The sequence below is a fragment of the Streptomyces sp. NPDC056452 genome, assembly GCF_042796085.1.
In the GTDB taxonomy this organism is placed as follows: domain Bacteria; phylum Actinomycetota; class Actinomycetes; order Streptomycetales; family Streptomycetaceae; genus Streptomyces.
This window is the reverse complement of the sequence record NZ_JBHTRI010000024.1, coordinates 1-25,102: the sequence shown is the minus strand read 5'-3', so window position 1 is coordinate 25,102 and position 25,102 is coordinate 1. Positions and strand designations below refer to the sequence as shown.

The window sequence follows — 25,102 nt, the reverse complement described above, 5'->3', positions numbered from 1 at the left end:
GTCACCGCTCGAACCCGGACTCATGTACGCCCCGGCGCACATGAGTCGGACCCTCCCGGACACCGAGGGCGCCGGTGGAACGCGGTCCGCCGTCCGCCGGCCCGCCCGTCACAGCGTCGAGCGCAGCCATTGCTCCACACTCGCCACATGCACCGTGGCCCAGGAGCGGGCCGCCTCGGCGTCCCGGTCCCGCAGCGCCGCGAGAATCGCCCGGTGCTCGTGCAGGGTGCGGCTGACCGCGTCCTCCTGGGTCAGCCCGCGCCAGACCCTGGCCCGGGTGGTCGGCCCGGAGAGCCCGTCCAGCAACGAGCACAGGACGGAGTTCCCGGACGCCTGGACGATCCCGCGGTGGAACTCCAGATCGCCGGCGACCAGCTCCTCCACCGAGGGGTCGGCACCCAGAGCGTCCAGCTGGGCGTCCAGCGCGTCCAGTTGGGAATCCTCGATCAGCCGAGCCGCCATCGCCGTGGCCGCCGGCTCCAGGATCCTGCGGACCGCGAGGAACTCCAGCACGGTGTCGTCGCGGTGGAAGTCCACCACGAAGCTCAGGGCCTCCAGCAGCAGCTGCGGATCCAGGCTGGTCACATAGGTGCCGTCGCCCTGGCGCACGTCGAGGATCCGGATCAGGGACAGCGCCCGCACCGCCTCGCGCAGCGAGTTGCGTGACAGGCCGAGCTCGGCCGCGAGTTCGCTCTCCTTGGGGAGCCGGTCGCCGGGCCGCAGGGCGCCCGAGACGATCATTCCCTTGATCTTCTCGATCGCTTCGTCGGTGACGGCCATGGTGGGCCTCCTCGCGCACACAAGACATCCGATGTATACCCCCATTATGTGGCCCTCGGCCCGTGGTACGGCCACTCGCGGGCCGCAAAGGCCCCGGGCGTGCTCCACGAAGAGCCGGTGGAGGGCACTCGCCGCGTGAGACGGAGCCCGAGCCCGACCGCGGTGCTCGCCCCGTGGACACCCACTCGACTGCCGGCGACGTGGATGGCTAGTCTGACGGGCATGAAGGACCGACGGAATCTCACACAGCGACGTCACATCGACCTCGCACGTGTTGCCAGTTCCTTCTGTTGTCGCGAAGTCTGAGGACCCCTCCTTCGCGCGCTGTCCCCTGCCCTCCTGAACAGGACGGGCCGGCCCGTTCCCGGGAGCCTCTCCGCCGGTGACCCGGCCTTCCCCGCCGACGCCCGTTCCGCCTCGGGCCGGCCCGGCGCCGTGTGCCGCTCCGTCCCGCTCCGTGCCGTCCGGCGCGGGTCCGTGCGCAGTCCTGCCCGCACCGCCCCACGAGAAGAGAACCCATGGCCACCGTCCTGTCCGTCTCGGGAAGCCCCTCCGCCACCTCGCGCACCGCCCGGCTGCTGCGCCACGTCGACGACCGCCTGGCCGGACAGGGCCACACGGTCATACCGTTCGACGTCCGCACGCTGCCCGCGGACGCCCTGCTCCGCGCCGACTTCGGCCATCCGGCCGTGGTGGGCGCCATCGAACTGTTCGCGCGGGCCGACGGCGTCGTCATCGGCACGCCCGTCTACAAGGCCGCGTACTCGGGGCTGCTGAAAGCCCTTCTCGACCTGCTGCCGCAGTCCGCCCTCGCCGGGAAGACCGTCCTGCCGCTGGCCACCGGAGGCAGCACCGCCCACGTGCTGGCCATCGACTACGCGCTGCGCCCGGTGCTCAGTTCGATGGGCGCGGCCCACATCACCCAGGGCTGGTTCGTCCTGGACCGGCACCTCACGGTGTCCGCCGACGGGGCACTCACCGTCGACGCGACGGACGCCGAGGCGCTGGACCGGATCGTCGACGGTTTCTCGGCCGTGCTGGAGCGCACCGCACCGGTGGCAGTCCATGGCTGAGATCATCCGCGACGACGCCGAGGCCCTGAAGAAGGCTGCCGAACTGGCCGCGGAGTTCCGCGACGGCGCCTCGCGGCGCGACGCCGAACGCCTGCTGCCCCGCGCCGAACTGGAGAAGCTCTCGGCATCCGGCCTGCTGGCCGTGACCGTACCCGCGGACCACGGCGGCGCGGACGTCAGTGCCCTCACCCTCGCCCACGTCTTCCGGCTGCTCGCCTCGGCCGACGCGAGCCTCGCCCAGATCCCGCAGAGCCACTTCGCGTACGTCAACGTGATCCGCAGGCAGGGCACCCGCGAGCAGCAGGCCTTCTTCCACGCGGAGCTGCTGGCCGGCAAGCGGTTCGGCAACGCCCAGTCCGAGGCGGGGACCAGGCACGTCCAGGACATCCGCACCCGGCTGGAACCCGCCCCCGACGGTTCGTACCTGCTGACCGGCGTGAAGAACTACGCGACCGGCGCGCTCCTAGCCGACTGGATCCCCGTGCTCGCCCGCGGAGCCGAGGACAAGCTGTACGTCGCCCTTGTCCCCGCCGGCGCACCCGGCGTCACCGTCGTCGACGACTGGGACGGCATGGGTCAGCGCACCACCGCGAGCGGCACCGTACGCCTGGACGGTGTTCGGGTGCCCGCCGACCGGGTGTTCGCACACCATCTGACCTTCGAGGGACCGCAACTGCACGGTGCCGCAGCCCAGTTGGTGCACGCGGCGATCGACGCGGGAATCGCCGCCGGTGCGCTGGCCGAGGCAGCGGACTTCGTACGGACGAAGAGCCGTCCCTGGTTCGAGAGCGGGTACGACACCGCGGCCGAGGACCCGTTGCTCATCCAGCGGTTCGGCGAACTCGACCTTCGGGTGCGGGCCGCCGACGCGCTCCTGGACACCGCTGCCCGTGCCGTGGACACCGCGCAGGCCACCCTGACCGACGAGACCGCCGCCGCGGCGTCGCTCGCCGTCGCCGCAGCCAAGGCGTACGCCGCGAGCGCCGCAGTCGAGGTCGCGGGAGCCCTGTTCGAGGTGGCCGGCACCCGCTCGGCCCTCGACTCGCTCAACCTGCACCGGCACTGGCGCGACGCCCGCACCCACACCCTCCACGACCCGGCCCGCTGGAAGATCCAGCACCTCGGCCGCCATGCCCTCAGCGGCACCCGACCGCCCCGCCACGGCCTGCTGTGACACCCCCGAACGGAGATCACCGGTGACCCTCACCTTCCACTGGTTCCTGCCCACCAACGGCGACAGCCGCCACGTCGTCGGAGGCGGTCACGGCACCCCCGTCACCGCGGCGGGCGGCGACCGCCCGCCCACCGTCCGCTACCTCGCGCAGATCGCCCGTGCCGCCGAGGACCTCGGCTTCGAAGGGGTGCTGACCCCCACCGGCGCCTGGTGCGAGGACGCCTGGCTGACCACGGCCATGGTCAGCCAGCACACCGAACGCCTGAAGTTCCTGGTCGCCTTCAGGCCCGGTTTCCTCTCGCCCACCCTCGCCGCGCAGATGGCCTCCACCTACCAGCGCCAGACCGGGGGCCGGCTGCTGCTCAACGTGGTGACGGGCGGGGAGAGCCATGAGCAGCGCGCGTACGGGGACTTCCTCGACAAGGACGCGCGTTACGCACGGACCGGAGAGTTCCTGGAGATCGTCCGGGACCTGTGGGACGGCAGGACGGTGGACATGAAGGGCGAGCACCTCACCGTCGAGGACGCCCGGCTCACCCGGGTTCCCGACCCGGTGCCCGAGGTGTACTTCGGCGGTTCCTCGCCCGCCGCCGGTGTGGTCGCCGCCCGCCACGCGGACGTCTACCTCACCTGGGGCGAACCGCCCGCCCAGGTCGCGGAGAAGATCGCCTGGATACGCGCGCTCGCCGAGCGTGAGGGCCGCACCCTGCGCTTCGGCATCCGCCTCCACGTCATCGCACGTGACACCTCCGAGCGGGCCTGGGCCGAGGCGGACCGCCTCCTGGCGGGCTTCGACCCCGCCACCGTGCGCTCCGTCCAGGAGGGCCTGGCCCGCAGCGAGTCCGACGGGCAGAAGCGGATGCTCGCCCTGCACGGCGGCGGCCGCGACGGCCTGGAGATCCACCCCAACCTGTGGGCGGGCATCGGCCTGGTCCGGGGCGGTGCGGGCACCGCGCTCGTCGGCAGCCACGAGGAGGTCGCCGAGCGCATCGAGGAGTACCACCGGCTCGGCATCGACGAGTTCATCCTCTCCGGGTACCCGCACCTGGAGGAGGCGTACTGGTTCGGCGAGGGCGTCCTGCCCCGGCTCGCCGCCCGGGGCCTGTGGGCCCACCCGGACGGTCCGGCCGACCCCGGCCCCGCCCAGGTCCCCTTCGCGAAGGCCCCCGCAGGGGCCTGAGGCCCGGTGCCCCGTGCCCCGCGCGGGCCCGGGGTCACTCCCAGAGCGTGGAGGGCGCCTCGCGTCGCAGGACCGGGGCGACCTCCTCGGCGAACCGCTGCAGGGTCTCCAGCTGTTCGCCGTGCGGCAGTCCGAAACCGTCCACGGTGATCGACTGCAGGTCGTGCCGGTACACCGAGTGGTAGCCGAGGACCTTGTCGATGATCTGCTGCGGGGACCCGATGAGCTGCGGCCCGTTCGCGATCGCGTCCTCGATCGTGCGGAACGGGGTGTTGTAGCCGGCCCTGCCCTCCAGGTGCGGTTTGAACGACTGGGCGACCCTGGCCTCGTAGAGATCCTTGTAGCGCTCGACGGCCCGCTGCGAGCTGTCCGCGATCAGCAGCCCGCCCGACCCCGCCGCCACCCGCGCGTCGGCCGGGTCGTGTCCGTACGCCTCGAACCGTTCCCGGTAGTGGGCGATGAGCCGGGCGTACGCCTCACGGGGCTGGATCGCATTGGCCGTGAAGAGCGGATCGCCGTGCTTCGCCGCGAGCTCGGGGGAGTTGAGGCTGGTCGCCGAGCCGTGCCAGACGCGCGGCAGCCCGGCGTACGGACGCGGCACGGTCGTCACGTTCTTCAGGGACGGACGGAACTCGCCCTCCCAGTCGACCCCTTCCTCCGCCCACAGCCGCCGCAGCAGCTCGTACTTCTCCTTCTGCAGATCCCACTGCCGCTCCTCGTCGAGCCCGAACAGATCGAAGTGCCCGGCCTCCGCACCCTTGCCCACGACGAGCTCGATCCGGCCGCGCGATATCTGGTCGAGCGTCGCGAAGTCCTCCGCGACCCGCACCGGATCGAGGATCGCGACAACCGTGACCCCGGTCAGCAGCCTGATGGTGTTCGTACGTGCGGCCAGCGCGCCCAGCACCACGCCGGGACTGGAGGAGAGGAACGGCCCGGCGTGCCGCTCCCCGACCGAGTAGGCGTCGAAACCGAGGCGCTCCGCCGCCGTCGCGGTCTCGATCACCTCGTGGAACCGGTCGGCGGCGGAGGGGAGTTCACCCGTCAGCGGATGCGGGGCGTGCCCGATGAGGGAGAGTACGGAGAACTTCACGAGGACCGTTCCTTCCGTTGTACGTGGAGAGACCGAGCGTCAGACCCCGGCCAGACCGAGGTGGCCGCGCAGGGTCAGGGCGGTGTACTCGGTGCGGAAGAGCCCGCGCCGCTGCAGGACGGGCACCAGGCCGGCGGTGATCGCGTCGAGGTCGTCGGGGAGTACGGCGGGCCGCAGCCGGAATCCGTCGGCGCCCCCTTCGCGGAACCACTCCTCCAGGAGGTCGGCCAGACCTTCCGGAGTGCCGGTGAAGACCGCCGCGTCCGAGGCGAACGGCGCGCCCGCGGCCTCGTCCAGCCGTGCCAGGCGCTCGTCGGCCGCCTCCTGGCCGGAGCCCAGTACGACCTCGAGGTCGGCGAAGACCCGCAGCGCCCCCACGGGGCGTCCGGCTTCCTCCCGCAGAGCCTCGACCTCCTTGCGGATGGTGACGAGACCGGCGGTGTCCTTCGGAGTCACGAACACGACATCGGCATGGGCGGCTGCCAGCCGGTAGGGGATCGTGGCGTGCGCGAGCACCGCCAGCGGCGGCCGGCCCTGCACGGGGCGCACGGCGGTGCCCCACGCCTCCGTCGCCGCGTCCAGGAACTCGCCTGCCCGCCCGAACAGTTCGGCCACCTCGCGGTCACCCTCGGGAGTCCCGTACTGCGCCACCAGCCGCGCGAGCTCGGCGGTGCTCGTCGCCGCGCGCGGCCGTACTCCCGCCCGCCCCGCACTGAGATGGTCGAGCGTCGCGATCCGCGCGGCCCACGCCTCGGGGTCACCCGTCGTGGGACCCAGCGGGACGAGCCCGATCCGGTCGGTGACGGTGGCCGCCAGCGCGAGCAGCAGGGCGGAGTCGAGCCGCCCGGGGCCGTCCTCCACGGTGATGAAGTCCAGCAGCCCCGCCTCGGCACCGCGCACCAGTGAGGCGTAGGCCTCGGGCGTGAACGGCCGTGCGGGCGCGGCGGGATGGGACCCGGCACCGTTCAGTGCCACCGACAGACGGAAACCCTCGTGTGCGGTCATCCCTCCACTGTCCCCGCGTCACATTGCACGCGTATGGCGGCTGTGTGGCACGTCCTGGGAGGCATGCCACAGGGGGCGGCTCCCCCCGGAGCCGCCCCCTGTGTTCCGTACCCGCCGTCAGTGCCTGTCGGCCAGCACGTCCTCGACCTGGGCCCGGATCCCGTCCGTCGCCAGACCGCGGATCGTGAGCGTCGTCCGGCGACGCAGCACATCGTCCGCCGTCTCGGCCCACTCGCGGTCACGCGCGTACGCGACCTGTGCCCAGATCTCCGGTGCGTCCGGGTGGATACGGGCCGCCAGCGCCGGGTTCTCGTTCGCCAGCCGCGCGATGTCGAAGGCGAGCGAGCCGTAGTGGGTGGCGAGGTGCCGTGCCGTGTCGGCAGACATCCGCGGACCGGGCGTGCCGCCGTCGACCATCAGGCGGTGCGCGACCGCGTTGGGGTTCGCGATGCCGGGGAGCGGCAGCTTCCGCGGCAGCCGCGACATCGGCTCCATGTCCTCGGTGAGGGGGTGCCCGGGCAGCGCGGCCAGCTTGTTCATCACCGTACGGCCGATGTGGCGGAACGTCGTCCACTTGCCGCCCGCGACCGACAGCATGCCCCCGCGGCCCTCCGTCACGACGGTCTCCCGCTTCGCCTTGGACGTGCCGCCGGGACCGCCCGGCAGGACGCGCAGGCCCGCGAAGGAGTACGTGATCAGGTCGCGTGACAGCTGCTGGTCGCGGACGGAGAACGCCGCCTCGTCCAGGATCTGCGCGGTGTCCTTCTCGGTGACCGCGACATCGGCCGGGTCGCCCTCGTACTCCTCGTCGGTCGTGCCGAGCAGCAGCATGTCCTCCCACGGCAGCGCGAACGTGATCCTGTACTTGTCGATCGGTGTGGCCAGCGCGGCCTTCCACGGGCGGGTGCGCTTGAGGACCAGGTGCGCGCCCTTGGACAGCCGTATGGAAGGAGCCGCGTCCGGGTTCTCCATCTTCCGCAGGTGGTCGACCCACGGGCCGGTGGCGTTCAGCACGAGACGCGCGTCCACACCGAACTCCGTGCCGTCCTGACGGTCCTCCAGCTCGGCCCCGGTGACCCGGCCCCGGGTGAAGCGCAGTCCGGTCACCGCGGCGTGGTTGAGGACGACGGCGCCGGCGTCGACGGCCGCGCGGACCGTCATCAGCGCCATCCTGGCGTCGTTCATCTGGTCGTCGCCGTAGACCGCGACGGCCTTCAGGTTGTCCGTACGCAGCTCGGGCACATCACGCTGTGCCCTCGCCGGGCTGATCACATGGCCGACGCCGTCCCCGAACCCGGACAGTGCCGAGTAGGCGAAGACGCCTGCCCCGAGCTTGGCCGCCCCGTGCGGCCCGCCCTTGTAGACGGGGAGGTAGAAGGTGAGCGGGTTGGCCAGGTGCGGTGCGACCTGACGGGACACCGCGCGCCGCTCGAAGTGGTTCTCCGCGACCAGCTTCACCGCGCCGGTCTGCAGGTAGCGCAGACCGCCGTGGAGGAGCTTGGAGGAGGCGGAGGAGGTGGCGCCGGCGAAGTCGCCGGCGTCCACCAGGGCCACCCGCAGTCCGGACTGCGCGGCGTGCCAGGCGGTGGAGATGCCCAGGATGCCGCCGCCGATCACCAGGAGGTCGTACGTCGCCTTGGAAAGCTGCTCCCGGGTCTCGGCGCGGCTCGGAAGGGAGCCGGAGGCCGGATGCGTCCCGAGGGCGGGGACGCTCTGCAGGGTGGTCATGGTTGGTTACTCCTCGCCAGTGTTCTCGTCGAGCCAGCCCATGGACCGTTCCACGGCCTTGAGCCAGCTCTTGTACTCGCGGTCGCGGGTGGCCGCGTCCATACGGGGTGTCCACTCGGCGGCCCGGCGCCAGTTGGCGCGCAGCGCGTCGGTGTCCGGCCAGAAGCCGACGGCCAGACCGGCGGCGTAGGCGGCGCCGAGGCAGGTGGTCTCGGCGACCATGGGGCGCACCACGGGTGCGTCCAGGAAGTCGGAGAGCGTCTGCATCAGCAGGTTGTTGGAGGTCATGCCGCCGTCGACCTTGAGAGCGGTCAGCTCGACGCCGGAGTCCTTGGTCATGGCGTCGCTGATCTCGCGGGTCTGCCAGGCGGTGGCCTCGAGCACGGCGCGGGCGATGTGCGCCTTGGTCACGTACCGGGTGAGGCCGGCGATGACACCGCGGGCGTCCGGGCGCCAGTACGGGGCGAACAGGCCGGAGAACGCCGGCACGAAGTACGCGCCGCCGTTGTCCTCGACCGAGGACGCGAGCGTCTCGATCTCGGCCGCGGACTTGATCAGGCCCATCTGGTCGCGCATCCACTGCACCAGCGAACCGGTGACGGCGATGGACCCCTCCAGGGCGTACACCGCCTTCTGGTCGCCGATCCGGTACCCGACGGTCGTCAGCAGCCCGTTGTACGAGTTCACGGGCGTCTCGCCGGTGTTCAGCAGCATGAAGGTGCCGGTGCCGTACGTGGACTTGGCCTCGCCCTCGGCGAAACACGTCTGGCCGAACAGCGCGGCCTGCTGGTCGCCGAGCGCGGAGGCCACCGGGATGCCGTCGAGGACACCGCCCTTGGCGTGGCCGTAGACCTCTGCGGAGGAGCGGATCTCCGGCAGCACCGACGGGGGGATGTCCATCGACCGGACGATCTCGTTGTCCCACTGCATCGTGTGCAGGTTCATCAGGAGGGTGCGCGAGGCGTTGGTGACGTCGGTGACGTGGACGCCGCCGTCCGTGCCGCCTGTCAGGTTCCAGATGACCCAGGAGTCCATGGTGCCGAAGAGGATGTCGCCCCGGTCGGCGCGCTCGCGCAGTCCCTCGACGTTGTCGAGCAGCCAGCGGACCTTGGGGCCCGCGAAGTACGAGGCGAGCGGCAGTCCGGTCTGGCGGCGGAAGCGGTCCTGGCCGACGTTGCGGCCGAGTTCCTTGCAGAGCACGTCGGTGCGGGTGTCCTGCCAGACGAGGGCGTTGTGGACGGGCTCACCGGTGTTCTTGTCCCAGAGCAGGGTGGTCTCGCGCTGGTTGGTGATGCCGATCGCCTTGACGTCGGCGGAGGTGATGCCGGCCTTGACGATGGCGCCGGCGACGACCTCCTGGACGTTCTCCCAGATCTCGGTCGCGTTGTGCTCGACCCAGCCCGGCTTGGGGAGGATCTGCTCGTGCTCCTTCTGGTCGACGGAGACGATCCGGCCGTCCTTGTCGAAGACGATGCAGCGACTGGACGTGGTGCCCTGGTCGATGGCCGCGATGAACGGTCCGGTGGTGTGTGCGTCGGTCACGGTGTGCTCCCGGAGGTCTGTGGTGTCGAGGGTTACGGCTCAGGCGAAGGCGAGGTTGTAGAGCCCGCCCGCGAGGGCGGCGCCTACGAGAGGTCCTACTACCGGTACCCAGGCGTAGCCCCAGTCGGAACCGCCCTTGTTCGGCAGTGGCAGCAGCGCGTGCACGATACGCGGACCGAGGTCGCGAACCGGGTTGATCGCGTAGCCGGTCGGACCACCGAGCGAGAGACCGATTCCGACGACCACCAGAGCGGTGATCAGGACACCGAGCGTCCCGAGGCCCTTGCCCTCGTTGTTGAGGCCCTGGGTGAGGATCGCCAGGATCAGCACGGCGGTGGCGATGACCTCCGTGACGATGTTCTGTACGACGTTGCGGATCTCCGGACCCGTGGAGAAGATCCCGAGCACGGGGCCTGCCGCCGGAGCGGCCGACTGGTCGACCATGCCCTCCTCGGCAGGCTCGCCCTTCAGGATCTCCGGGTCGTTGAGGTGTGCGTGGAACTGCCCGTAGTACACGGCCCAGACCAGCACCGCGCCGATCATCGCGCCGAGCAGCTGGGAAGCGAAGTACAGGGGCACCTCGCTCCACGGGGTGCCGCCCTGAATCGCGAGGCCGATCGTGACCGCCGGATTGAGGTGGGCGCCGGACACGCCGGCGGAGAGATAGGCGCCGGTCAGTACGGCGAAGCCCCACCCGAAGGTGATGGCCAGCCAGCCGGCGTTCTGCGCCTTCGAGCGCTTGAGCGTGACGGCGGCACAGACACCGCCGCCGAGCAGGATGAGTATGGCGGTACCGATGGTCTCGCCGATGAAGATGTCGGAGCTGGACACCCGCGACTCCTTTGTCCTTCGTCCAGGGGAAGGCGAAACACCGGTTCTCTCCGGTGGATCGCGCCCCAGGTGGGTACCCATCAGTAAGGGCACGCCACCTGTAAGGGCTTGACCGGCCCTCGGCACTGTCACACCCTAACGTGTATTGCCGTTAGGTGTTCGGCAATGCCGACCGGTGAACGGCAATGTTTCTCCCCAATGAACGACGCGTCAAGAGTTCTGTGGCTCGGGACCGGGTGCGGGACTCGATCGTTACCGACGGCGCGGCGCGGACTCAGAAGCGCCCGGCACCCAGATCCCGGGAGACGGCACGGGCGCAGTCGCGCACCGCGGCGATGAGCTCGGGACGCAGGTCGCCGCCGGGGCTGACCCGCTCCACGGCGCCCGTCACGGCCACGGCGCCCACGGGCATCCGCCGCCGGTCGTGAATGGGGGCGGCCACCGCGGACACCCCCTCCCAGGTCTCTTCCACGTCGGAGGCCCAGCCCTGCGCCCGGATCAGGTCGAGCAGCGACTCGAACTCCTCCTCGCCGGTGACCGTGCGTGGCGTGAAGGGCCGGCGCTCCACCTCGACGACCTCGCTGTGTGCCACGGGGTCGTAGGCGGAGAGCACCTTGCCGAGGGCCGTGGAGTGCAGCGGCTGCATGGCCCCGACCTCCAGGACCTGGCGGCTGTCGTCGGGCCGGAAGACGTGGTGGACGATCAGGACGCCGTGCTGGTGCAGCACGCCCAGGTGGACGCTCTCGCCGCTGGAACGGGCCAGGTCGTCGGTCCAGACGAGGGCGCGGGCCCGCAGCTCGTGCACGTCGAGGTAGCTGTTGCCCAGGCGCAGCAGTTCGGCGCCGAGCTGATAGCGCCCGGAGGCGGCGTCCTGCTCGACGAAGCCCTCGTGCTGCAGGGTGCGCAGGATGCCGTGTGCGGTGCCCTTGGCCAGCCCCAGCGAGGAGGAGATGTCGGACAGTCCGAGCCGACGCTCGCCGCCCGCCAGCAGACGCAGCATCGCCGCTGCCCGCTCGAGCGACTGGATGTTCTTGGCCATCGCGCCGTACTCCTCCACCTCGGTTCGACAATGCTGAACACTATCGGTCGATGCCGACCTCTGTCCGGTCGGTAGAAGATTCTGCGTCACCGCGCGACCGGGCCCGTTCCCCGCACAGCATGCAGTCCGCCCCGTGGGACGCAATGACCGGGCCGGGCCCCGCCCGGCTACGCTGGCGGCGTGCCCTCCTCCGCAGAAGGGCGCAAAGCCGACAGCCGTCGCATCCCAGGGAGAACATCCATGGCCTCGTTGCCGACCCCCGCCGCTGACAGCCGCACCCGAGCCGCAGCCCTCCGCGAGGCGCTCGCCACCCGTGTGGTGGTGGCCGACGGTGCCATGGGCACGATGCTGCAGGCCCAGGACCCCACTCTCGAGGACTTCGAGGACCTGGAGGGCTGCAACGAGATCCTCAACGTCACCCGGCCCGACATCGTCCGTTCGGTGCACGAGGAGTACTTCGCCGTCGGCGTGGACTGCGTCGAGACGAACACGTTCGGAGCAAACCTCGCGGCCCTGGGTGAGTACGACATTCCCGAGCGGGTCTTCGAGCTCTCCGAATCCGGGGCCCGTATCGCCCGTGAGGTCGCCGACGAGTTCACCGCCTCCACCGGGCAGCAGCGCTGGGTGCTCGGCTCGATGGGGCCGGGTACCAAACTGCCGACCCTCGGCCACGCCCCGTACGGCAAGCTCCGCGACGCCTACCAGCAGAACGCCGAAGGCATGATCGCCGGCGGCGCCGACGCGCTCCTGATCGAGACCACCCAGGACCTGCTGCAGACCAAGGCCTCCGTCATCGGCGCCCGGCGCGCCCTCGAAGCCACCGGCGCCGACCTGCCGGTCATCTGCTCCGTCACCGTCGAGACGACCGGCACGATGCTGCTCGGCTCCGAGATCGGCGCCGCCCTGACCGCGCTCGAGCCGCTCGGCATCGACATGATCGGCCTGAACTGCGCCACCGGCCCCGCCGAGATGAGCGAGCACCTGCGCTACCTCGCCAGGCACTCCCGCATCCCGCTCTCCTGCATGCCGAACGCGGGCCTGCCGGTGCTCGGCAAGAACGGCGCGCACTACCCGCTGTCCCCGGCCGAGCTCGCCGACGCCCAGGAGACCTTCGTACGCGAGTACGGCCTCTCCCTGATCGGCGGCTGCTGCGGGACGACGCCCGAGCACCTGCGCCAGGTCGTCGAGCGCGTGCGGGGCGTGGCCCCCACCGCCCGCGAGCCGCGCCCCGAGCCGGGCGCCGCCTCCCTCTACCAGACCGTCCCGTTCCGCCAGGACACCTCGTACCTGGCGATCGGCGAGCGTACGAACGCCAACGGCTCGAAGAAGTTCCGCGAGGCCATGCTCGATGCGCGCTGGGACGACTGCGTGGAGATGGCCCGCGACCAGATCCGCGAGGGCGCGCACATGCTCGACCTCTGCGTCGACTACGTCGGCCGCGACGGCGTGGCCGACATGGAGGAGCTGGCCGGACGCTTCGCCACGGCCTCCACGCTGCCCATCGTCCTGGACTCCACCGAGCTGCCCGTCCTGCGCGCCGGTCTGGAGAAGCTCGGCGGACGAGCGGTGCTCAACTCCGTGAACTACGAGGACGGCGACGGACCCGAGTCCCGCTTCGCCCAGGTCAGCGCGCTGGCCTCCGAGCACGGCGCCGCGCTGATCGCGCTGACCATCGACGAGGAGGGCCAGGCCCGCACCGTCGAGCACAAGGTGGCCATCGCCGAGCGCCTGATCGAGGACCTGACCGGGAACTGGGGAATCCACGAGTCCGACATCCTCATCGACACCCTGACCTTCACCATCTGCACGGGTCAGGAGGAGTCCCGCAAGGACGGCGTCGCCACGATCGGAGCAATCCGGGAGCTCAAGAAGCGCCACCCCGACGTCCAGACCACGCTCGGCCTCTCCAACATCTCCTTCGGCCTCAACCCGGCCGCCCGCGTCGTGCTGAACTCGGTGTTCCTCGACGAGTGCGTCAAGGCCGGCCTGGACTCCGCGATCGTGCACGCCTCCAAGATCCTGCCCATCGCGCGGCTGGAGGAGGAACAGGTCAAGGTCGCACTCGACCTCGTCTACGACCGGCGCGCCGAGGGCTACGACCCCCTCCAGCGGCTCATGGAGCTGTTCGAGGGCGTCAACATGAAGTCGATGAAGGAGGGCAAGGCCGAGGAGCTCCTGGCCCTGCCGCTGGACGAACGGCTGCAGCGCCGCATCATCGACGGTGAGAAGAACGGTCTGGAGGCGGACCTCGACGAAGCCCTGCAGACCCGCCCCGCGCTCGACATCGTCAACGACACCCTGCTCGCGGGCATGAAGGTCGTCGGCGAGCTCTTCGGCTCCGGGCAGATGCAGCTGCCGTTCGTGCTGCAGTCCGCCGAGGTCATGAAGACGGCGGTGGCCCACCTGGAGCCGCACATGGAGAAGTCGGACGCCGAGGGCAAGGGCACCATCGTGCTGGCCACCGTCCGCGGCGACGTCCACGACATCGGCAAGAACCTCGTCGACATCATCCTGTCGAACAACGGCTACAACGTCGTCAACCTGGGCATCAAGCAGCCCGTCGCCGCGATCCTGGACGCCGCCGAGGAGCACCGGGCCGATGTCATCGGCATGTCCGGTCTCCTGGTGAAGTCGACGGTGATCATGAAGGAGAACCTGGAGGAGCTGAACCAGCGCAGGATGGCGGCCGACTACCCGGTCATCCTGGGCGGTGCCGCCCTCACCCGGGCCTACGTCGAGCAGGACCTGCACGAGATCTACGAGGGCGAGGTCCGCTACGCCCGCGACGCGTTCGAGGGGCTGCGGCTGATGGACGCCCTCATCGCGGTCAAGCGGGGTGTCCCGGGTGCCACGCTTCCCGAGCTGAAGCAGCGCAGGGTGCCCAAGCGGGACGCCGCCGTGCTGGAGGTCGAGGAGCCGGAGGAGGGCGTGCGTTCCGACGTCTCCGTCACCAATCCGGTCCCCGAGCCGCCGTTCTGGGGCACCCGCGTGGTCAAGGGCATCCAGCTCAAGGAGTACGCCTCCTGGCTGGACGAGGGAGCCCTCTTCAAGGGCCAGTGGGGCCTCAAGCAGGCCCGTGCGGGCGACGGGCCGACGTACGAGGAGCTCGTGGAGACCGAGGGCCGCCCGCACCTGCGCGGCTGGCTCGACAAGCTCCACACCGAGAACCTGCTGGAGGCAGCCGTCGTCTACGGCTACTTCCCGTGCGTGTCCAAGGGCGACGACCTGATCCTGCTGCACGAGGACGGCTCGGAGCGCACCCGCTTCACCTTCCCGCGCCAGCGCCGCGGCCGCCGCCTGTGCCTCGCGGACTTCTTCCGCCCCGAGGAGTCGGGCGAGACGGACGTGATCGGCCTCCAGGTCGTCACGGTCGGCTCGAAGATCGGCGGGGCCACCGCCGAGCTCTTCGAGGCGAACTCCTACCGCGACTACCTGGAACTGCACGGGCTGTCCGTGCAGCTGGCCGAGGCGCTCGCCGAGTACTGGCACGCGCGGGTCCGCAGCGAGCTGGGCTTCGCCGGGGAGGACCCCTCCGAGGTCGAGGACATGTTCGCGCTGAAGTACCGCGGAGCGCGCTTCTCCCTCGGCTACGGGGCCTGCCCGGACCTGGAGGACCGGGCGAAGATCGCGGCGCTCCTGGAGCCCGAACGCATCGGGGTGAAGCTCTCCGAGGAGTTCCAGCTGCACCCCGAGCAGTCCACCGACGCGATCGTCATCCATCACCCCGAGGCCAAGTACTTCAACGCACGGTAGTCAGCTGTTCAACGCGCGGCAGGGCGCCGCTCCATGCGCCGTCCCCGCACGAGTCGTAGACTGGTCGGTCCAGTGCAGGCCGGTCGCCGTTCCCACCGGGAAGGCGGCCGGCCTTCTCGTCCCCCATGGAGGTGTACCGGATGACCAGTACGGTCCCCGCGTCCTTGACCCGTACGGCCGAAGGTTCCGCCCTGCAGGCCGTCCTGCTCGACATGGACGGCACCCTGGTCGATACCGAGGGATTCTGGTGGGACGTGGAGGCCGAGGTATTCGCCGACCTCGGACACCGCCTGGAGGAGTCCTGGCGTGACGTCGTCGTCGGCGGCCCGATGACCCGCAGCGCGGGGTACCTCATCGAGGTCACCGGTGCCGACATCGCCATCGAAGAGCTCACGGTGCTCCTCAACGACCGCTTCGAGAAGCGCATCGCACGGGGCGTGCCGCTGATGCCGGGCGCCGCACGCCTGCTCGCCGAGCTCGCGGCGCACAAGGTGCCCACCGCCCTCGTGTCCGCCTCGCACCGGCGCATCATCGACCGGGTGCTGGACTCGGTGGGGCACCACCACTTCGCCCTCACGGTCGCGGGGGACGAGGTCACCCGTACCAAGCCCCACCCGGAGCCGTACCTCGCGGCGGCCGCCGGATTCGCGGCCGACCCCCGGCGCTGCGCGGTCATCGAGGACACCGCGACGGGCGTCGCCGCGGCGGAGGCCGCCGGCTGCCGTGTGGTCGCCGTTCCGTCCGTCGCACCGATCGCCCCCGCGCCCGGACGCGTGGTGGTGCCCTCCCTCGAAGAAGTGGATCTCGCGTTCCTGCGTCGGCTGATCACGGAGCAGCCCCTGTAACGCAGGTTCATGTCAAGACTCCGTCAACAGTGCGGGCGTGAGCTTCGTCACGCGTCGTGACGTTCGGGCCCCTTCGGGATGGTTCCGAGCGTCCGATTCCGCAGCCCATGTGTCCCGGTTCATGAAGCGGTGTACGAATCATTCCCGAGCGTGACGTAGACGCGCGGTCATCTGTCATCACCGAGTGCATACGTGCCGGGATCGCCCCGGTCAAGCCCCTCCACGGCTCCCACTAACCTCGGTCATCTCACATGTCGGAATGAGGGAGAACGTCCAGATGAACCGCAAGACGCTGGTGCTGCCGGCCGTGATAGGCCTGCTCGCGCCCGTTCTCGCCGCCTGTGGCGGGTCGGACGACGGGGGCGATGCCATCGTTGTCGGGACAACGGACCAGTTCGTCGCCTCCAAGGACAACACCGCGCCGCTCGACCCGGCGATCGGCTACGAAGCAGGTGTCTGGAACGTCCTGCGCCAGACCGTGCAGACCCTGACCCACATCCCGCGCGGCGGCGGCGAGCCCGTTCCCGAGGCGGCCCAGAGCTGTGAGTTCACCGACACGGCGAACGAGAGCTACCGCTGCACACTGCGCGACGGCCTCACCTTCTCCGACGGCACGCCCGTCACGCCGGAGGACGTGAAGTACTCGATCCAGCGCGTCCTGGACATCAAGGACGAGAGCGGCCCGGTGGGCCTGCTCGCGAACATCGACACGATCGAGACCAAGGGTGCGAACCAGGTCGTCTTCCACCTGAGGACCTCGGACGCGACCTTCCCCTACAAGCTCGCCACGCCGCCCGCCGGGATCGTCCAGAAGGACAAGTACCCGGCGAAGGCCGCCCGCGACGGCTTCCAGGTCGACGGCTCGGGTCCGTACACCATGAAGCCCGAGGTCAAGGACGACCAGGTCGTCAAGGTCGTCTTCACCAAGAACCCCAAGTACAAGGGCGACCTGAAGGTCCTCAACGACAAGGTCGAGCTCGACCTCTTCCCCGACGCGGCGGCGATGGGCACGGCGCTCGAGGACAACGAGATCGACATGATGACGCGCACCATGTCGCCCGAGCAGTCCCAGCAGATGCTCGAGAAGCCGAAGGAAGGCATCGAGCTCACCGAGATGCCCGGCCTCGCCATCAGCTACCTCGCCTTCAACACCGAGGACCCGGTGGTGAAGGACAAGGCCGTGCGCCAGGCCATGGCCCAGGTCATCGACCGGGGGTCCATCGCGACGGGCGTGTACGGCAGCACCGCCGAGCCGCTCTACTCGCTGATCCCGTCCGGAGTCACCGGACACACCAACTCGTTCTTCAACAAGTACGGGGAGCCGAGCGTCACCGGGGCCGCGGAAACCCTGGAGAAGGCCGGTATCGACACTCCGGTGAAGTTCACGCTGAACTACACGACCGACCACTACGGTCCCGCCACCGCCTCCGAGTTCGAACTGCTGGCGAAGCAGCTCAACAGCTCCAAGCTCTTCGACGTCGACGTCGCGGGCACTCCGTGGTCCAAGTACCGCCCCGCTCAGAAGAAGGGCGACTACGCGGTCTACGGCATGGGCTGGTTCCCGGACTTCCCGGACCCGGACAACTACACGGCGCCGTTCCTCGACAAGAACAACTTCCTCAACTCGCCCTACGAGTCGGCGCTCGCCCAGGACACGCTCATTCCCCAGTCCCGCCGCGTGGCCGACCGCAGCGCCGCGTCCGGAACGTTCACGAAGCTCCAGGACATCGTGGCCAACGACGTCCCCGTCCTCCCGGTCTGGCAGGGCAAGCAGTACGTCGCCTCGCGCGACGGCCTGAACGGTGTGGAGTGGGCGGTCAACGCCTCGGCCGACCTGCAGCTCTGGGAGCTCGCGCGCGCCTGACGCGACACCTTGCACAACAGCGATGCGGTCCGGGGCCACCGCCCCGGACCGCATCGCTGTACGTACCGACTGTGCCGCCCCGGCTCACTGGGCGCCGGGACGCACCAGACCGCTCTCGTAGGCGTAGACGGCCGCCTGCACCCGGTCGCGCAGGCCCAGCTTCGTCAGCACGTGGCCCACATGCGTCTTGACCGTCGTCTCGCTCACGAACAGGTCGGCGGCGATCTCCGCGTTGGACAGGCCGCGCGCCACGAGCTTCAGCACTTCCACCTCGCGCTCCGTGAGCGTGTGCAGCGCGTCCGGGACGGCCTCCTCGCCCGACGGCAGATGGTCCGCGTACTTGTCGAGCAGCCGGCGCGTGATGCTCGGCGCCAGCATCGCCTCGCCCGCCGCCACCACACGGATGGCCTGCACCAGCTCATTGGCCGGGGCGTCCTTCAGGAGGAAGCCGCTGGCTCCGGCGCGCAGCGCCTCCACCACGTACTCGTCGAGATCGAACGTCGTCAGCACGAGGACCTTCGCCGGACCGTCCCGGCCAGGGCCGGTGATCTGACGGGTCGCCTCGACACCGTCCATCCGCGGCATCCGGATGTCCATGAGCACGACATCGGGCTGCAGCGCCCGCACCTGGTCGATGGCCTGCAGACCGTCACCGGCCTCACCGACCACCGCAAGATCGCCCTCGGCCTCCAGGATCATCCGGAAACCGGTGCGCAGCAGTGGTTGATCATCGACCAGTAGGACGCGGATAGCCACGGAATCTCCTTAAGGGCCTTCGAGGGCCACCGGTTGGCCGGCCTCTGCCCGGACCGGCTCCATTCTGCCCTGGACACCTTCCTCCGACTCCGCAGGGCGTACCGACAGGGGATACACCGGGGGAGTCCCACCGAACTCGGGACAGACCGCACGGTGATCGCACCAGCCGCAGAGCTTCGTCGGCCGCGGCCGCCACTCGCCCGTCTCCGTGGCCAGCCGGATCGCGTCCCACAGGGCCAGCAGCTTGCGCTCCACCCGCTCGAGGTCGGCCGGAACGGGGTCGTACGTCAGGACGTCACCGCTGCCCAGATAGACGAGCTGGAGGCGCCTGGGCACCACGTTCTTCAGACGCCAGATCACCAGGGCGTAGAACTTCATCTGGAACAGCGCGCCCTCCGCGTACTCCGGACGCGGGGCCTTGCCCGTCTTGTAGTCCACGATCCGGACCTCGCCGGTGGGAGCCACATCGATCCGGTCGATCACACCGCGCAGCCGCAGCCCCGAAGCCAGCTCCGTCTCGACGAACAGCTCACGCTCGGCCGGCTCCAGCCGGGTCGGGTCCTCCAGCGAGAACCACCGCTCCACCAGCTGCTCCGCCTCGCCCAGCCACCCGGCCAGACGCTCACCCTCGACGTCCCCGTCGAACAGCTCGGTCAGCTCGGGCTTCGACTCGAGCAGCCGGTCCCACTGACCGGGAATCAACGCCTTCGCCCTCGGCGCCGTACGGTCCCCCGCCGGGGAGTCGAACAGACGCTCCAGCACCGCATGCACCAGCGTGCCCCGGGTAGCCGCCTCACTGGGCTTCTCGGGCAGCTTGTCGATGACCCGGAAGCGGTACAACAAAGGGCACTGCATGAAATCGCTCGCGCGCGACGGCGACAGGGACGAGGGTGGCCGAGGCGGGCGCGGTACGGAGGTCATGTCGAAGACCCTACGACCCGCCACCGACACCGAGCGGCATACCATCGACCACAGAGCTCGCAGACTGCATGATCGTGGCAGGACGCCACCGACCGAAAGGACCCCGTGGACGAGAGCGGCGACAGCGGGCGCCCGAAGCCCGGCGCAGGGGGTTCCGACCCCGGCACCGGGCCGGAGAAAGGCAAGCCGCGCCGCCCCGCAGATCCGGGCGGCGGCCTCCTCATGGGCCGCCCCTTCGGTGTGCCCGTGTACGTGGCCCCCAGCTGGTTCGTCGTCGCCGCACTGATCACGTGGGTCTTCGGCGGTCAGCTCGACCGCGTACTGCCGGAACTCGGCGCCGCGCGCTACCTGGTCGCCCTGTTCTTCGCGATCGCCTTCTACGCCTCCGTGCTCGTCCACGAGCTCGCGCACACCGTCGCCGCCCTGCGCTACAAGCTGCCGGTCCGCCGCATCCAGCTCCAGTTCTTCGGCGGCGTCTCCGAGATCGAGAAGGAGTCGGAGACCCCCGGCCGCGAGTTCGTCCTCGCCTTCGTGGGGCCCCTGCTCTCCCTGGTGCTCGGCGCCCTCTTCTACATCCCCCTGCAGTTCGTCGAGGCCGGCACGGTCCCCGGGGTACTCCTCGCCGGACTGATGATCTCCAACCTGATCGTCGCCGCCTTCAACCTGCTGCCCGGCCTCCCCCTCGACGGCGGACGCATGCTCCGAGCCGTCGTGTGGAAGATCACCGGCAAGCCGATGAGCGGCACCATCGCCGCCGCATGGGTCGGCCGGGGCCTGGCAGTCGCCGTTCTCGTCGGCCTGCCCCTCCTCACCCACACCGGCGCCCTCGGCAACGCCACCAGCGAGATCAGCGGCTTCGAGACGGTGACCGACGCCCTGCTCGCCGCGATCCTCGCCGGAATCATCTGGACCGGCGCGGGCAACAGCCTGCGCATGGCCAGGCTGCGCGAGCACCTCCCGGACCTGCGCGCCCGCACCCTGACCCGCCGCGCGGTCCCCGTCGAGTCCGCCACGCCGCTCTCCGAGGCGCTGCGCCGTGCCAACGAAGCGGGCGCCCGCGCCCTCGTGGTCGTCGACGGACAGGGCAACCCCAAGGGCGTCGTCCGCGAGGCCGCCATCGTCGGAGTCCCCGAACACCGCCGCCCCTGGGTGGCCGTCAGCGGCCTCGCCCAGGACCTCACCGAGGGCATGAAGGTCCCCGCGGAACTCGCGGGCGAGGCCCTGCTGGACCGGCTCAAGGCGACCCCGGCCACCGAGTACCTGGTCGTCGAGGACACCGGCGAGATCTACGGAGTCCTCTCCACCGCCGACGTCGAACGCGCCTTCGTCGCGGCGATGGCCAGGCCCGCGGCCTGACCGTCCGCCACCGGGCACGCGGGCGGTCGAAAGTCCCCGGAAAGGCCCCCGAAATGGGGACCACGAAATACCGGTAGGCTGGCCGCATGTCCGAACCGACCGGTGCCGCCCGCCGTCGCGGCCCATTCAAAGTCGGGGACCAGGTCCAGCTCACCGACCCCAAGGGACGCCACTACACCTTCACGCTCGAGGCCGGAAAGAACTTCCACACCCACAAGGGTTCTTTCCCGCACGACGAGCTGATCGGTGCTCCCGAGGGCAGTGTTGTCCGTACCACGGGAAACGTCGCCTATCTCGCGCTGCGCCCCCTGCTCCCCGACTACGTCCTGTCCATGCCCCGCGGCGCCGCCGTGGTCTACCCCAAGGACGCGGGGCAGATCCTGGCCTTCGGCGACATCTTCCCCGGCGCCCGCGTCGTCGAAGCCGGTGTCGGCTCCGGAGCGCTCAGCACCTTCCTCCTGCGCGCCATCGGCGAGCAGGGCATGCTGCACTCCTACGAGCGCCGCGAGGACTTCGCCGAGATCGCCCAGCAGAACGTGGAGCGCTACTTCGGCTCTCCGCACCCCGCCTGGCAGCTCACCGTCGGCGACCTCCAGGACAACCTCTCGGACACCGACGTCGACCGCGTCGTCCTGGACATGCTCGCCCCGTGGGAGTGCCTCGAGGCCGTATCCAAGGCGCTCGTGCCCGGCGGCATCCTCTGCGCGTACGTCGCGACGACCACGCAGCTGTCACGGACCGTCGAATCCATCCGGGAGATCGGCTGCTTCGCCGAGCCGCAGCCCTGGGAGTCGATGATCCGCAACTGGCACGTCGAGGGCCTGGCCGTCCGCCCCGACCACAGGATGATCGGCCACACCGGCTTCCTGGTCACCGCCCGCCGCCTCGCGGACGGCGTCGAGGCGCCGCTGCGCCGCCGCCGCCCGTCCAAGGGCGCCTACGGCGAGGACTACAGCGGTCCCGGCAGCCGGAGCGGCTCCGCCACCCGCGACTGACCCGTACAACGCAGAGGCGCCGCCGCCGAGTTCCCCGAACCGACCCCGGGAGCCGGCAGGCGGCGCCTTTTCGTTGTCCGGGGCACCGGGCCGTGACCCCGCCGTTCCCCTGCGGTGTGAGGTGTGGCACGATGCTGGCCACCCCCCACCCGCCGACTTCCCGTCGGCCGCCGACTGTCCAGGCCTCCAGGAACCACAGGAGAGAAACCGCGTGCAGTCCTCCGCGCTCCCGGATCTCGCGCACACCGACACCAAGCCGGTGCACTGGCTCGCCACGGCCGCGGCCATGGCCGCCGTCGTCGCCGCGGCAGGTCTGCTCCAGCCGGACTCGGCCACGGCGACCGCCTCCGCGGCCGAGCACCGCACCAACGCCCAGCACGGTGCCGCGCCCGCCGCCGAAGCACCCGACCCGGCCGACGCCGACTTCCCGCTGGACTGCGGCACGGCCGGGTACACCGTGGCCGAACAGGCCGCCGGCGACCTCGACGGCGACACCAGGCCCGAGACCGTCGCCGTCGTGCACTGCGCCGCGGGTTCCGGCACACCGCCCAGCGGGGTCTACGTCCTGACACAGGCGAGCGGGGCCGCACCGCGGGTTGTGGCAACCCTGGTGGACCCCGCTCAGAAAATCACGGTCACGGACTTCGCGGTCCGTGACGGCCTGGTCGCCGCGACGCTCCTCGGCTACTCCTCGGCCGATGTGCCGCGCTGCTGCCCCGACGAGCAGGAGAGCGCCACCTGGCAGTGGAAGGGCAACGCGTTCATCAAGTCCGCCGGACCCGCCGGGGACACCGCGCTGAGCGCCTGAGCCGTTACGCCGCGTCCGGGCCGAAGACTTCCACGTTGTCCGAAACGCGACGTACATGAATACAGTCGCCCGGGCATTCCTTGGCCGAGTCCACCACGTCCTGGAGCAGCGGCAGCGGCACCGGGGTGGTCGCGCCCTTGTCCTGGAGGAGCTCGTCCTCGGAGCTCTTGACGTAGGCCAGACCGTCGATGTCCAGCTCGAACACCTCAGGTGCGTACTGCACGCAGATGCCGTCGCCCGTACAGAGGTCCTGGTCGATCCAGACCTCCAGGTCCTGCGTGTCACTGTTGCCCGGAGCGTCCTGCTGCGCGGTCATGTGTCCTGCCGTTCCCTGCGTATCTGCACCAATTGAAGCCAGCCCTGACGGGTGTTGAACGGTTCGACGATACAACCGGCAGCTTCCCGGTGCCGCAGGGTGGGTATTCCCTTGGCGTGAGGGAGAGCGCAAGGGTGAAGATCGGACACACCACCGGGTCTTTGTGATCTAGGGGTTTCAATCATCACCCACCCAGGTAGGGTCAGGAAGCGTCCAGCTCCCCTTGGAGGAGGTGAGGACCGTGGCAGCCCACGACGACGACATCAACCGCGGCATCCGGCCCGGGCGGGGGTCAGAAGACCCAGCCGGCCAGGTTGCCTATCTCGAGCAGGAAATCGCCGTCCTGCGACGTAAGCTCGCCGACTCTCCGCGTCATACGAGGATTCTCGAAGAGCGGATCGTCGAGTTGCAGACCAACCTGGCAGGCGTGTCCGCGCAGAACGAGCGGCTCGCCAATACACTCCGCGAGGCCCGCGACCAGATCGTGGCTCTCAAGGAGGAAGTCGACCGGCTTGCCCAGCCACCGGCCGGCTTCGGTGTCTTCCTGCAGGTCAACGAGGACGGCACCTGCGACATCTTCACCGGGGGCCGCAAGCTCCGGGTGAATGTGAGCCCCAGCGTCGAGATCGAAGGCCTCCGGCGGGGCCAGGAAGTCATGCTCAACGAGGCGCTCAACGTGGTCGAGGCCATGGAATTCGAGCGGGCCGGGGACATCGTCACCCTCAAGGAGATCCTTGAGGACGGCGAACGCGCCCTGGTCGTCGGGCACACCGACGAGGAGCGGGTGGTGAGGCTCGCCGAGCCTCTGCTGGACATCACCATCCGCCCCGGCGACGCCCTCCTGCTCGAACCCAGGTCCGGCTACGTCTACGAAGTGGTTCCCAAGAGCGAGGTCGAGGAGCTCGTCCTCGAAGAGGTTCCGGACATCGACTACGAGAAGATCGGCGGCCTGGGCGACCAGATCGAGCTGATCCGAGACGCGGTCGAGCTCCCCTACCTCCACCCGGACCTCTTCAAGGAGCACGAACTGCGCCCGCCGAAGGGCATCCTGCTCTACGGTCCCCCCGGCTGTGGCAAGACACTCATTGCCAAGGCCGTAGCCAACTCGCTGGCCAAAAAGGTCGCCGAGGTCACCGGACAGCCCGCGGGGAAGAGCTACTTCCTCAATATCAAGGGCCCCGAGCTCCTCAACAAGTACGTCGGTGAGACCGAGCGGCACATCCGTCTGGTCTTCCAGCGTGCCCGGGAGAAGGCGAGCGAGGGCACCCCCGTCATCGTCTTCTTCGACGAGATGGAATCCCTCTTCCGCACCCGTGGTTCCGGTGTCAGCTCGGACGTGGAGAACACCATCGTCCCCCAGCTGCTCGCCGAGATCGACGGTGTGGAGGGCCTGGAGAACGTCATCGTCATCGGTGCCTCCAACCGCGAGGACATGATCGACCCCGCCATCCTGCGGCCCGGCCGTCTCGATGTGAAGATCAAGATCGAGCGCCCGGACGCGGAGGCCGCGAAGGACATCTTCGCGAAGTACCTCACTCCTTCGCTGCCGCTGCACGCGGACGACCTCGCCGAGCACTCCGGCTCGAAGGAGGCCGCCGCCCACGCGATGATCCAGTCGGTCGTGGAGCGGATGTACACGGAGTCCGAGGAGAACCGCTTCCTCGAGGTCACCTACGCCAACGGCGACAAGGAAGTCCTGTACTTCAAGGACTTCAACTCCGGAGCGATGATTCAGAACATCGTGGACCGGGCAAAGAAAATGGCCATCAAGGCATTCCTCGAGCAGCGCCAAAAGGGCCTGCGCGTCTCCCACCTCCTCCAGGCATGCGTGGACGAGTTCAAGGAGAACGAGGACCTGCCCAACACCACGAACCCGGACGACTGGGCCAGGATTTCCGGAAAGAAGGGCGAGCGGATCGTCTTCATCCGCACACTCGTCACCGGAAAGCAGGGCGCGGACACCGGTCGCTCCATCGACACGGTGGCAAATACCGGACAGTACCTGTAAAACGCAGACCGGCTGCGGATGCCCGGCAGGGCATC

21 protein-coding genes are annotated in these 25,102 nt (G+C 69.9%); 11 read left to right on the top strand and 10 right to left on the bottom strand.

All coding sequences use genetic code 11. From position 1 onward, the window contains the following. Positions 1–108 precede the first annotated feature (108 nt). Complete coding sequence (locus ACFQ6X_RS23060) at positions 109–780, bottom strand: FadR/GntR family transcriptional regulator (RefSeq protein ID WP_383184253.1); 672 nt, start codon at positions 778–780, stop codon at positions 109–111. A 204-nt stretch (positions 781–984) separates the two neighbouring features. Here ACFQ6X_RS23060 and ACFQ6X_RS23055 point away from each other — a divergent pair, with 204 nt between their 5' ends. The 4 genes from ACFQ6X_RS23055 to ACFQ6X_RS23040 all read left to right on the top strand — a co-directional run bounded on the left by ACFQ6X_RS23055 (position 985) and on the right by ACFQ6X_RS23040 (position 4,207). Further along, complete coding sequence (locus ACFQ6X_RS23055) at positions 985–1,086, top strand: putative leader peptide (RefSeq protein ID WP_383184251.1); 102 nt, start codon at positions 985–987, stop codon at positions 1,084–1,086. 212 nt (positions 1,087–1,298) lie between these two features. Beyond that, positions 1,299–1,853 (top strand): NADPH-dependent FMN reductase, encoded by a 555-nt coding sequence (ssuE, locus tag ACFQ6X_RS23050; protein ID WP_383184249.1) that lies wholly within the window; start codon positions 1,299–1,301, stop codon positions 1,851–1,853. Continuing rightward, positions 1,846–3,027, top strand: coding sequence for an SfnB family sulfur acquisition oxidoreductase (locus tag ACFQ6X_RS23045; protein WP_383184246.1), 1,182 nt, complete (start codon positions 1,846–1,848; stop codon positions 3,025–3,027). The genes ssuE and ACFQ6X_RS23045 overlap by 8 nt, the downstream gene beginning before the upstream one ends. Positions 3,028–3,049: 22 nt before the next feature. Further along, the gene (locus ACFQ6X_RS23040) at positions 3,050–4,207 is read left to right on the top strand and encodes an LLM class flavin-dependent oxidoreductase (RefSeq protein WP_383184244.1); all 1,158 of its coding nucleotides are present in this window, start codon (positions 3,050–3,052) and stop codon (positions 4,205–4,207) included. A 34-nt stretch (positions 4,208–4,241) separates the two neighbouring features. Here the strand turns inward: ACFQ6X_RS23040 and ACFQ6X_RS23035 are convergent, their stop codons facing one another. From ACFQ6X_RS23035 to ACFQ6X_RS23010, 6 genes are all read right to left on the bottom strand, one after another. After that, positions 4,242–5,300: an LLM class flavin-dependent oxidoreductase gene (locus ACFQ6X_RS23035; protein WP_383184242.1), complete on the bottom strand. Its 1,059-nt coding sequence runs from the start codon at positions 5,298–5,300 to the stop codon at positions 4,242–4,244. A gap of 39 nt (positions 5,301–5,339) precedes the next feature. After that, positions 5,340–6,305 carry an LLM class flavin-dependent oxidoreductase gene (locus tag ACFQ6X_RS23030; protein ID WP_383184240.1) on the bottom strand — a complete coding sequence of 322 codons (966 nt, stop codon included), beginning with the start codon at positions 6,303–6,305 and terminating at the stop codon, positions 5,340–5,342. 117 nt (positions 6,306–6,422) lie between these two features. Continuing rightward, entirely contained in the window at positions 6,423–8,033 is a 1,611-nt protein-coding gene (locus tag ACFQ6X_RS23025) for an FAD-dependent oxidoreductase (RefSeq protein ID WP_383184238.1), read from the bottom strand. 6 nt (positions 8,034–8,039) lie between these two features. Next, a complete protein-coding gene (gene glpK / locus ACFQ6X_RS23020) occupies positions 8,040–9,575 on the bottom strand; it encodes a glycerol kinase GlpK (protein WP_383184236.1) in 1,536 nt (511 codons plus the stop codon). A gap of 39 nt (positions 9,576–9,614) precedes the next feature. Next, complete coding sequence (locus tag ACFQ6X_RS23015; RefSeq protein WP_383184234.1) at positions 9,615–10,406, bottom strand: MIP/aquaporin family protein; 792 nt, start codon at positions 10,404–10,406, stop codon at positions 9,615–9,617. Positions 10,407–10,680: 274 nt separating this feature from the next. Then, the gene (locus tag ACFQ6X_RS23010) at positions 10,681–11,445 is read right to left on the bottom strand and encodes an IclR family transcriptional regulator (RefSeq protein ID WP_383184232.1); all 765 of its coding nucleotides are present in this window, start codon (positions 11,443–11,445) and stop codon (positions 10,681–10,683) included. A gap of 240 nt (positions 11,446–11,685) precedes the next feature. Between ACFQ6X_RS23010 and metH the strand changes: the two genes are divergently transcribed. From metH to ACFQ6X_RS22995, 3 genes are all read left to right on the top strand, one after another. Continuing rightward, a complete protein-coding gene (gene metH, locus ACFQ6X_RS23005) occupies positions 11,686–15,198 on the top strand; it encodes a methionine synthase (protein WP_383184230.1) in 3,513 nt (1,170 codons plus the stop codon). 140 nt (positions 15,199–15,338) lie between these two features. Beyond that, positions 15,339–16,043 carry an HAD family hydrolase gene (locus tag ACFQ6X_RS23000; RefSeq protein WP_383184228.1) on the top strand — a complete coding sequence of 235 codons (705 nt, stop codon included), beginning with the start codon at positions 15,339–15,341 and terminating at the stop codon, positions 16,041–16,043. Positions 16,044–16,320: 277 nt separating this feature from the next. Further along, positions 16,321–17,907 carry an ABC transporter substrate-binding protein gene (locus ACFQ6X_RS22995; RefSeq protein WP_383184226.1) on the top strand — a complete coding sequence of 529 codons (1,587 nt, stop codon included), beginning with the start codon at positions 16,321–16,323 and terminating at the stop codon, positions 17,905–17,907. 84 nt (positions 17,908–17,991) lie between these two features. Here ACFQ6X_RS22995 and ACFQ6X_RS22990 read toward each other — a convergent pair whose 3' ends face one another. After that, positions 17,992–18,663, bottom strand: coding sequence for a response regulator transcription factor (locus ACFQ6X_RS22990; protein WP_356415905.1), 672 nt, complete (start codon positions 18,661–18,663; stop codon positions 17,992–17,994). 9 nt (positions 18,664–18,672) lie between these two features. Continuing rightward, on the bottom strand, positions 18,673–19,518 hold the full coding sequence (locus ACFQ6X_RS22985; protein ID WP_383184340.1) for a RecB family exonuclease: 846 nt from the start codon (positions 19,516–19,518) through the stop codon (positions 18,673–18,675). Positions 19,519–19,689: 171 nt separating this feature from the next. On the opposite strand from ACFQ6X_RS22985, the gene ACFQ6X_RS22980 reads away from it, so the two are divergent. The 3 genes from ACFQ6X_RS22980 to ACFQ6X_RS22970 all read left to right on the top strand — a co-directional run bounded on the left by ACFQ6X_RS22980 (position 19,690) and on the right by ACFQ6X_RS22970 (position 22,743). Next, positions 19,690–20,940: a site-2 protease family protein gene (locus ACFQ6X_RS22980; RefSeq protein ID WP_383184224.1), complete on the top strand. Its 1,251-nt coding sequence runs from the start codon at positions 19,690–19,692 to the stop codon at positions 20,938–20,940. An 86-nt stretch (positions 20,941–21,026) separates the two neighbouring features. Continuing rightward, entirely contained in the window at positions 21,027–21,935 is a 909-nt protein-coding gene (locus tag ACFQ6X_RS22975) for a tRNA (adenine-N1)-methyltransferase (RefSeq protein ID WP_329212777.1), read from the top strand. Positions 21,936–22,146: 211 nt separating this feature from the next. Further along, the gene (locus tag ACFQ6X_RS22970; RefSeq protein ID WP_383184222.1) at positions 22,147–22,743 is read left to right on the top strand and encodes a hypothetical protein; all 597 of its coding nucleotides are present in this window, start codon (positions 22,147–22,149) and stop codon (positions 22,741–22,743) included. A gap of 4 nt (positions 22,744–22,747) precedes the next feature. On the opposite strand, the gene ACFQ6X_RS22965 is transcribed toward ACFQ6X_RS22970, so the two are convergent. Beyond that, positions 22,748–23,059 carry a ferredoxin gene (locus ACFQ6X_RS22965; RefSeq protein ID WP_329212779.1) on the bottom strand — a complete coding sequence of 104 codons (312 nt, stop codon included), beginning with the start codon at positions 23,057–23,059 and terminating at the stop codon, positions 22,748–22,750. 241 nt (positions 23,060–23,300) lie between these two features. Between ACFQ6X_RS22965 and arc the strand changes: the two genes are divergently transcribed. Next, positions 23,301–25,067 carry a proteasome ATPase gene (gene arc / locus ACFQ6X_RS22960; protein ID WP_329212780.1) on the top strand — a complete coding sequence of 589 codons (1,767 nt, stop codon included), beginning with the start codon at positions 23,301–23,303 and terminating at the stop codon, positions 25,065–25,067. The last annotated feature ends 35 nt before the right edge of the window (positions 25,068–25,102 follow it).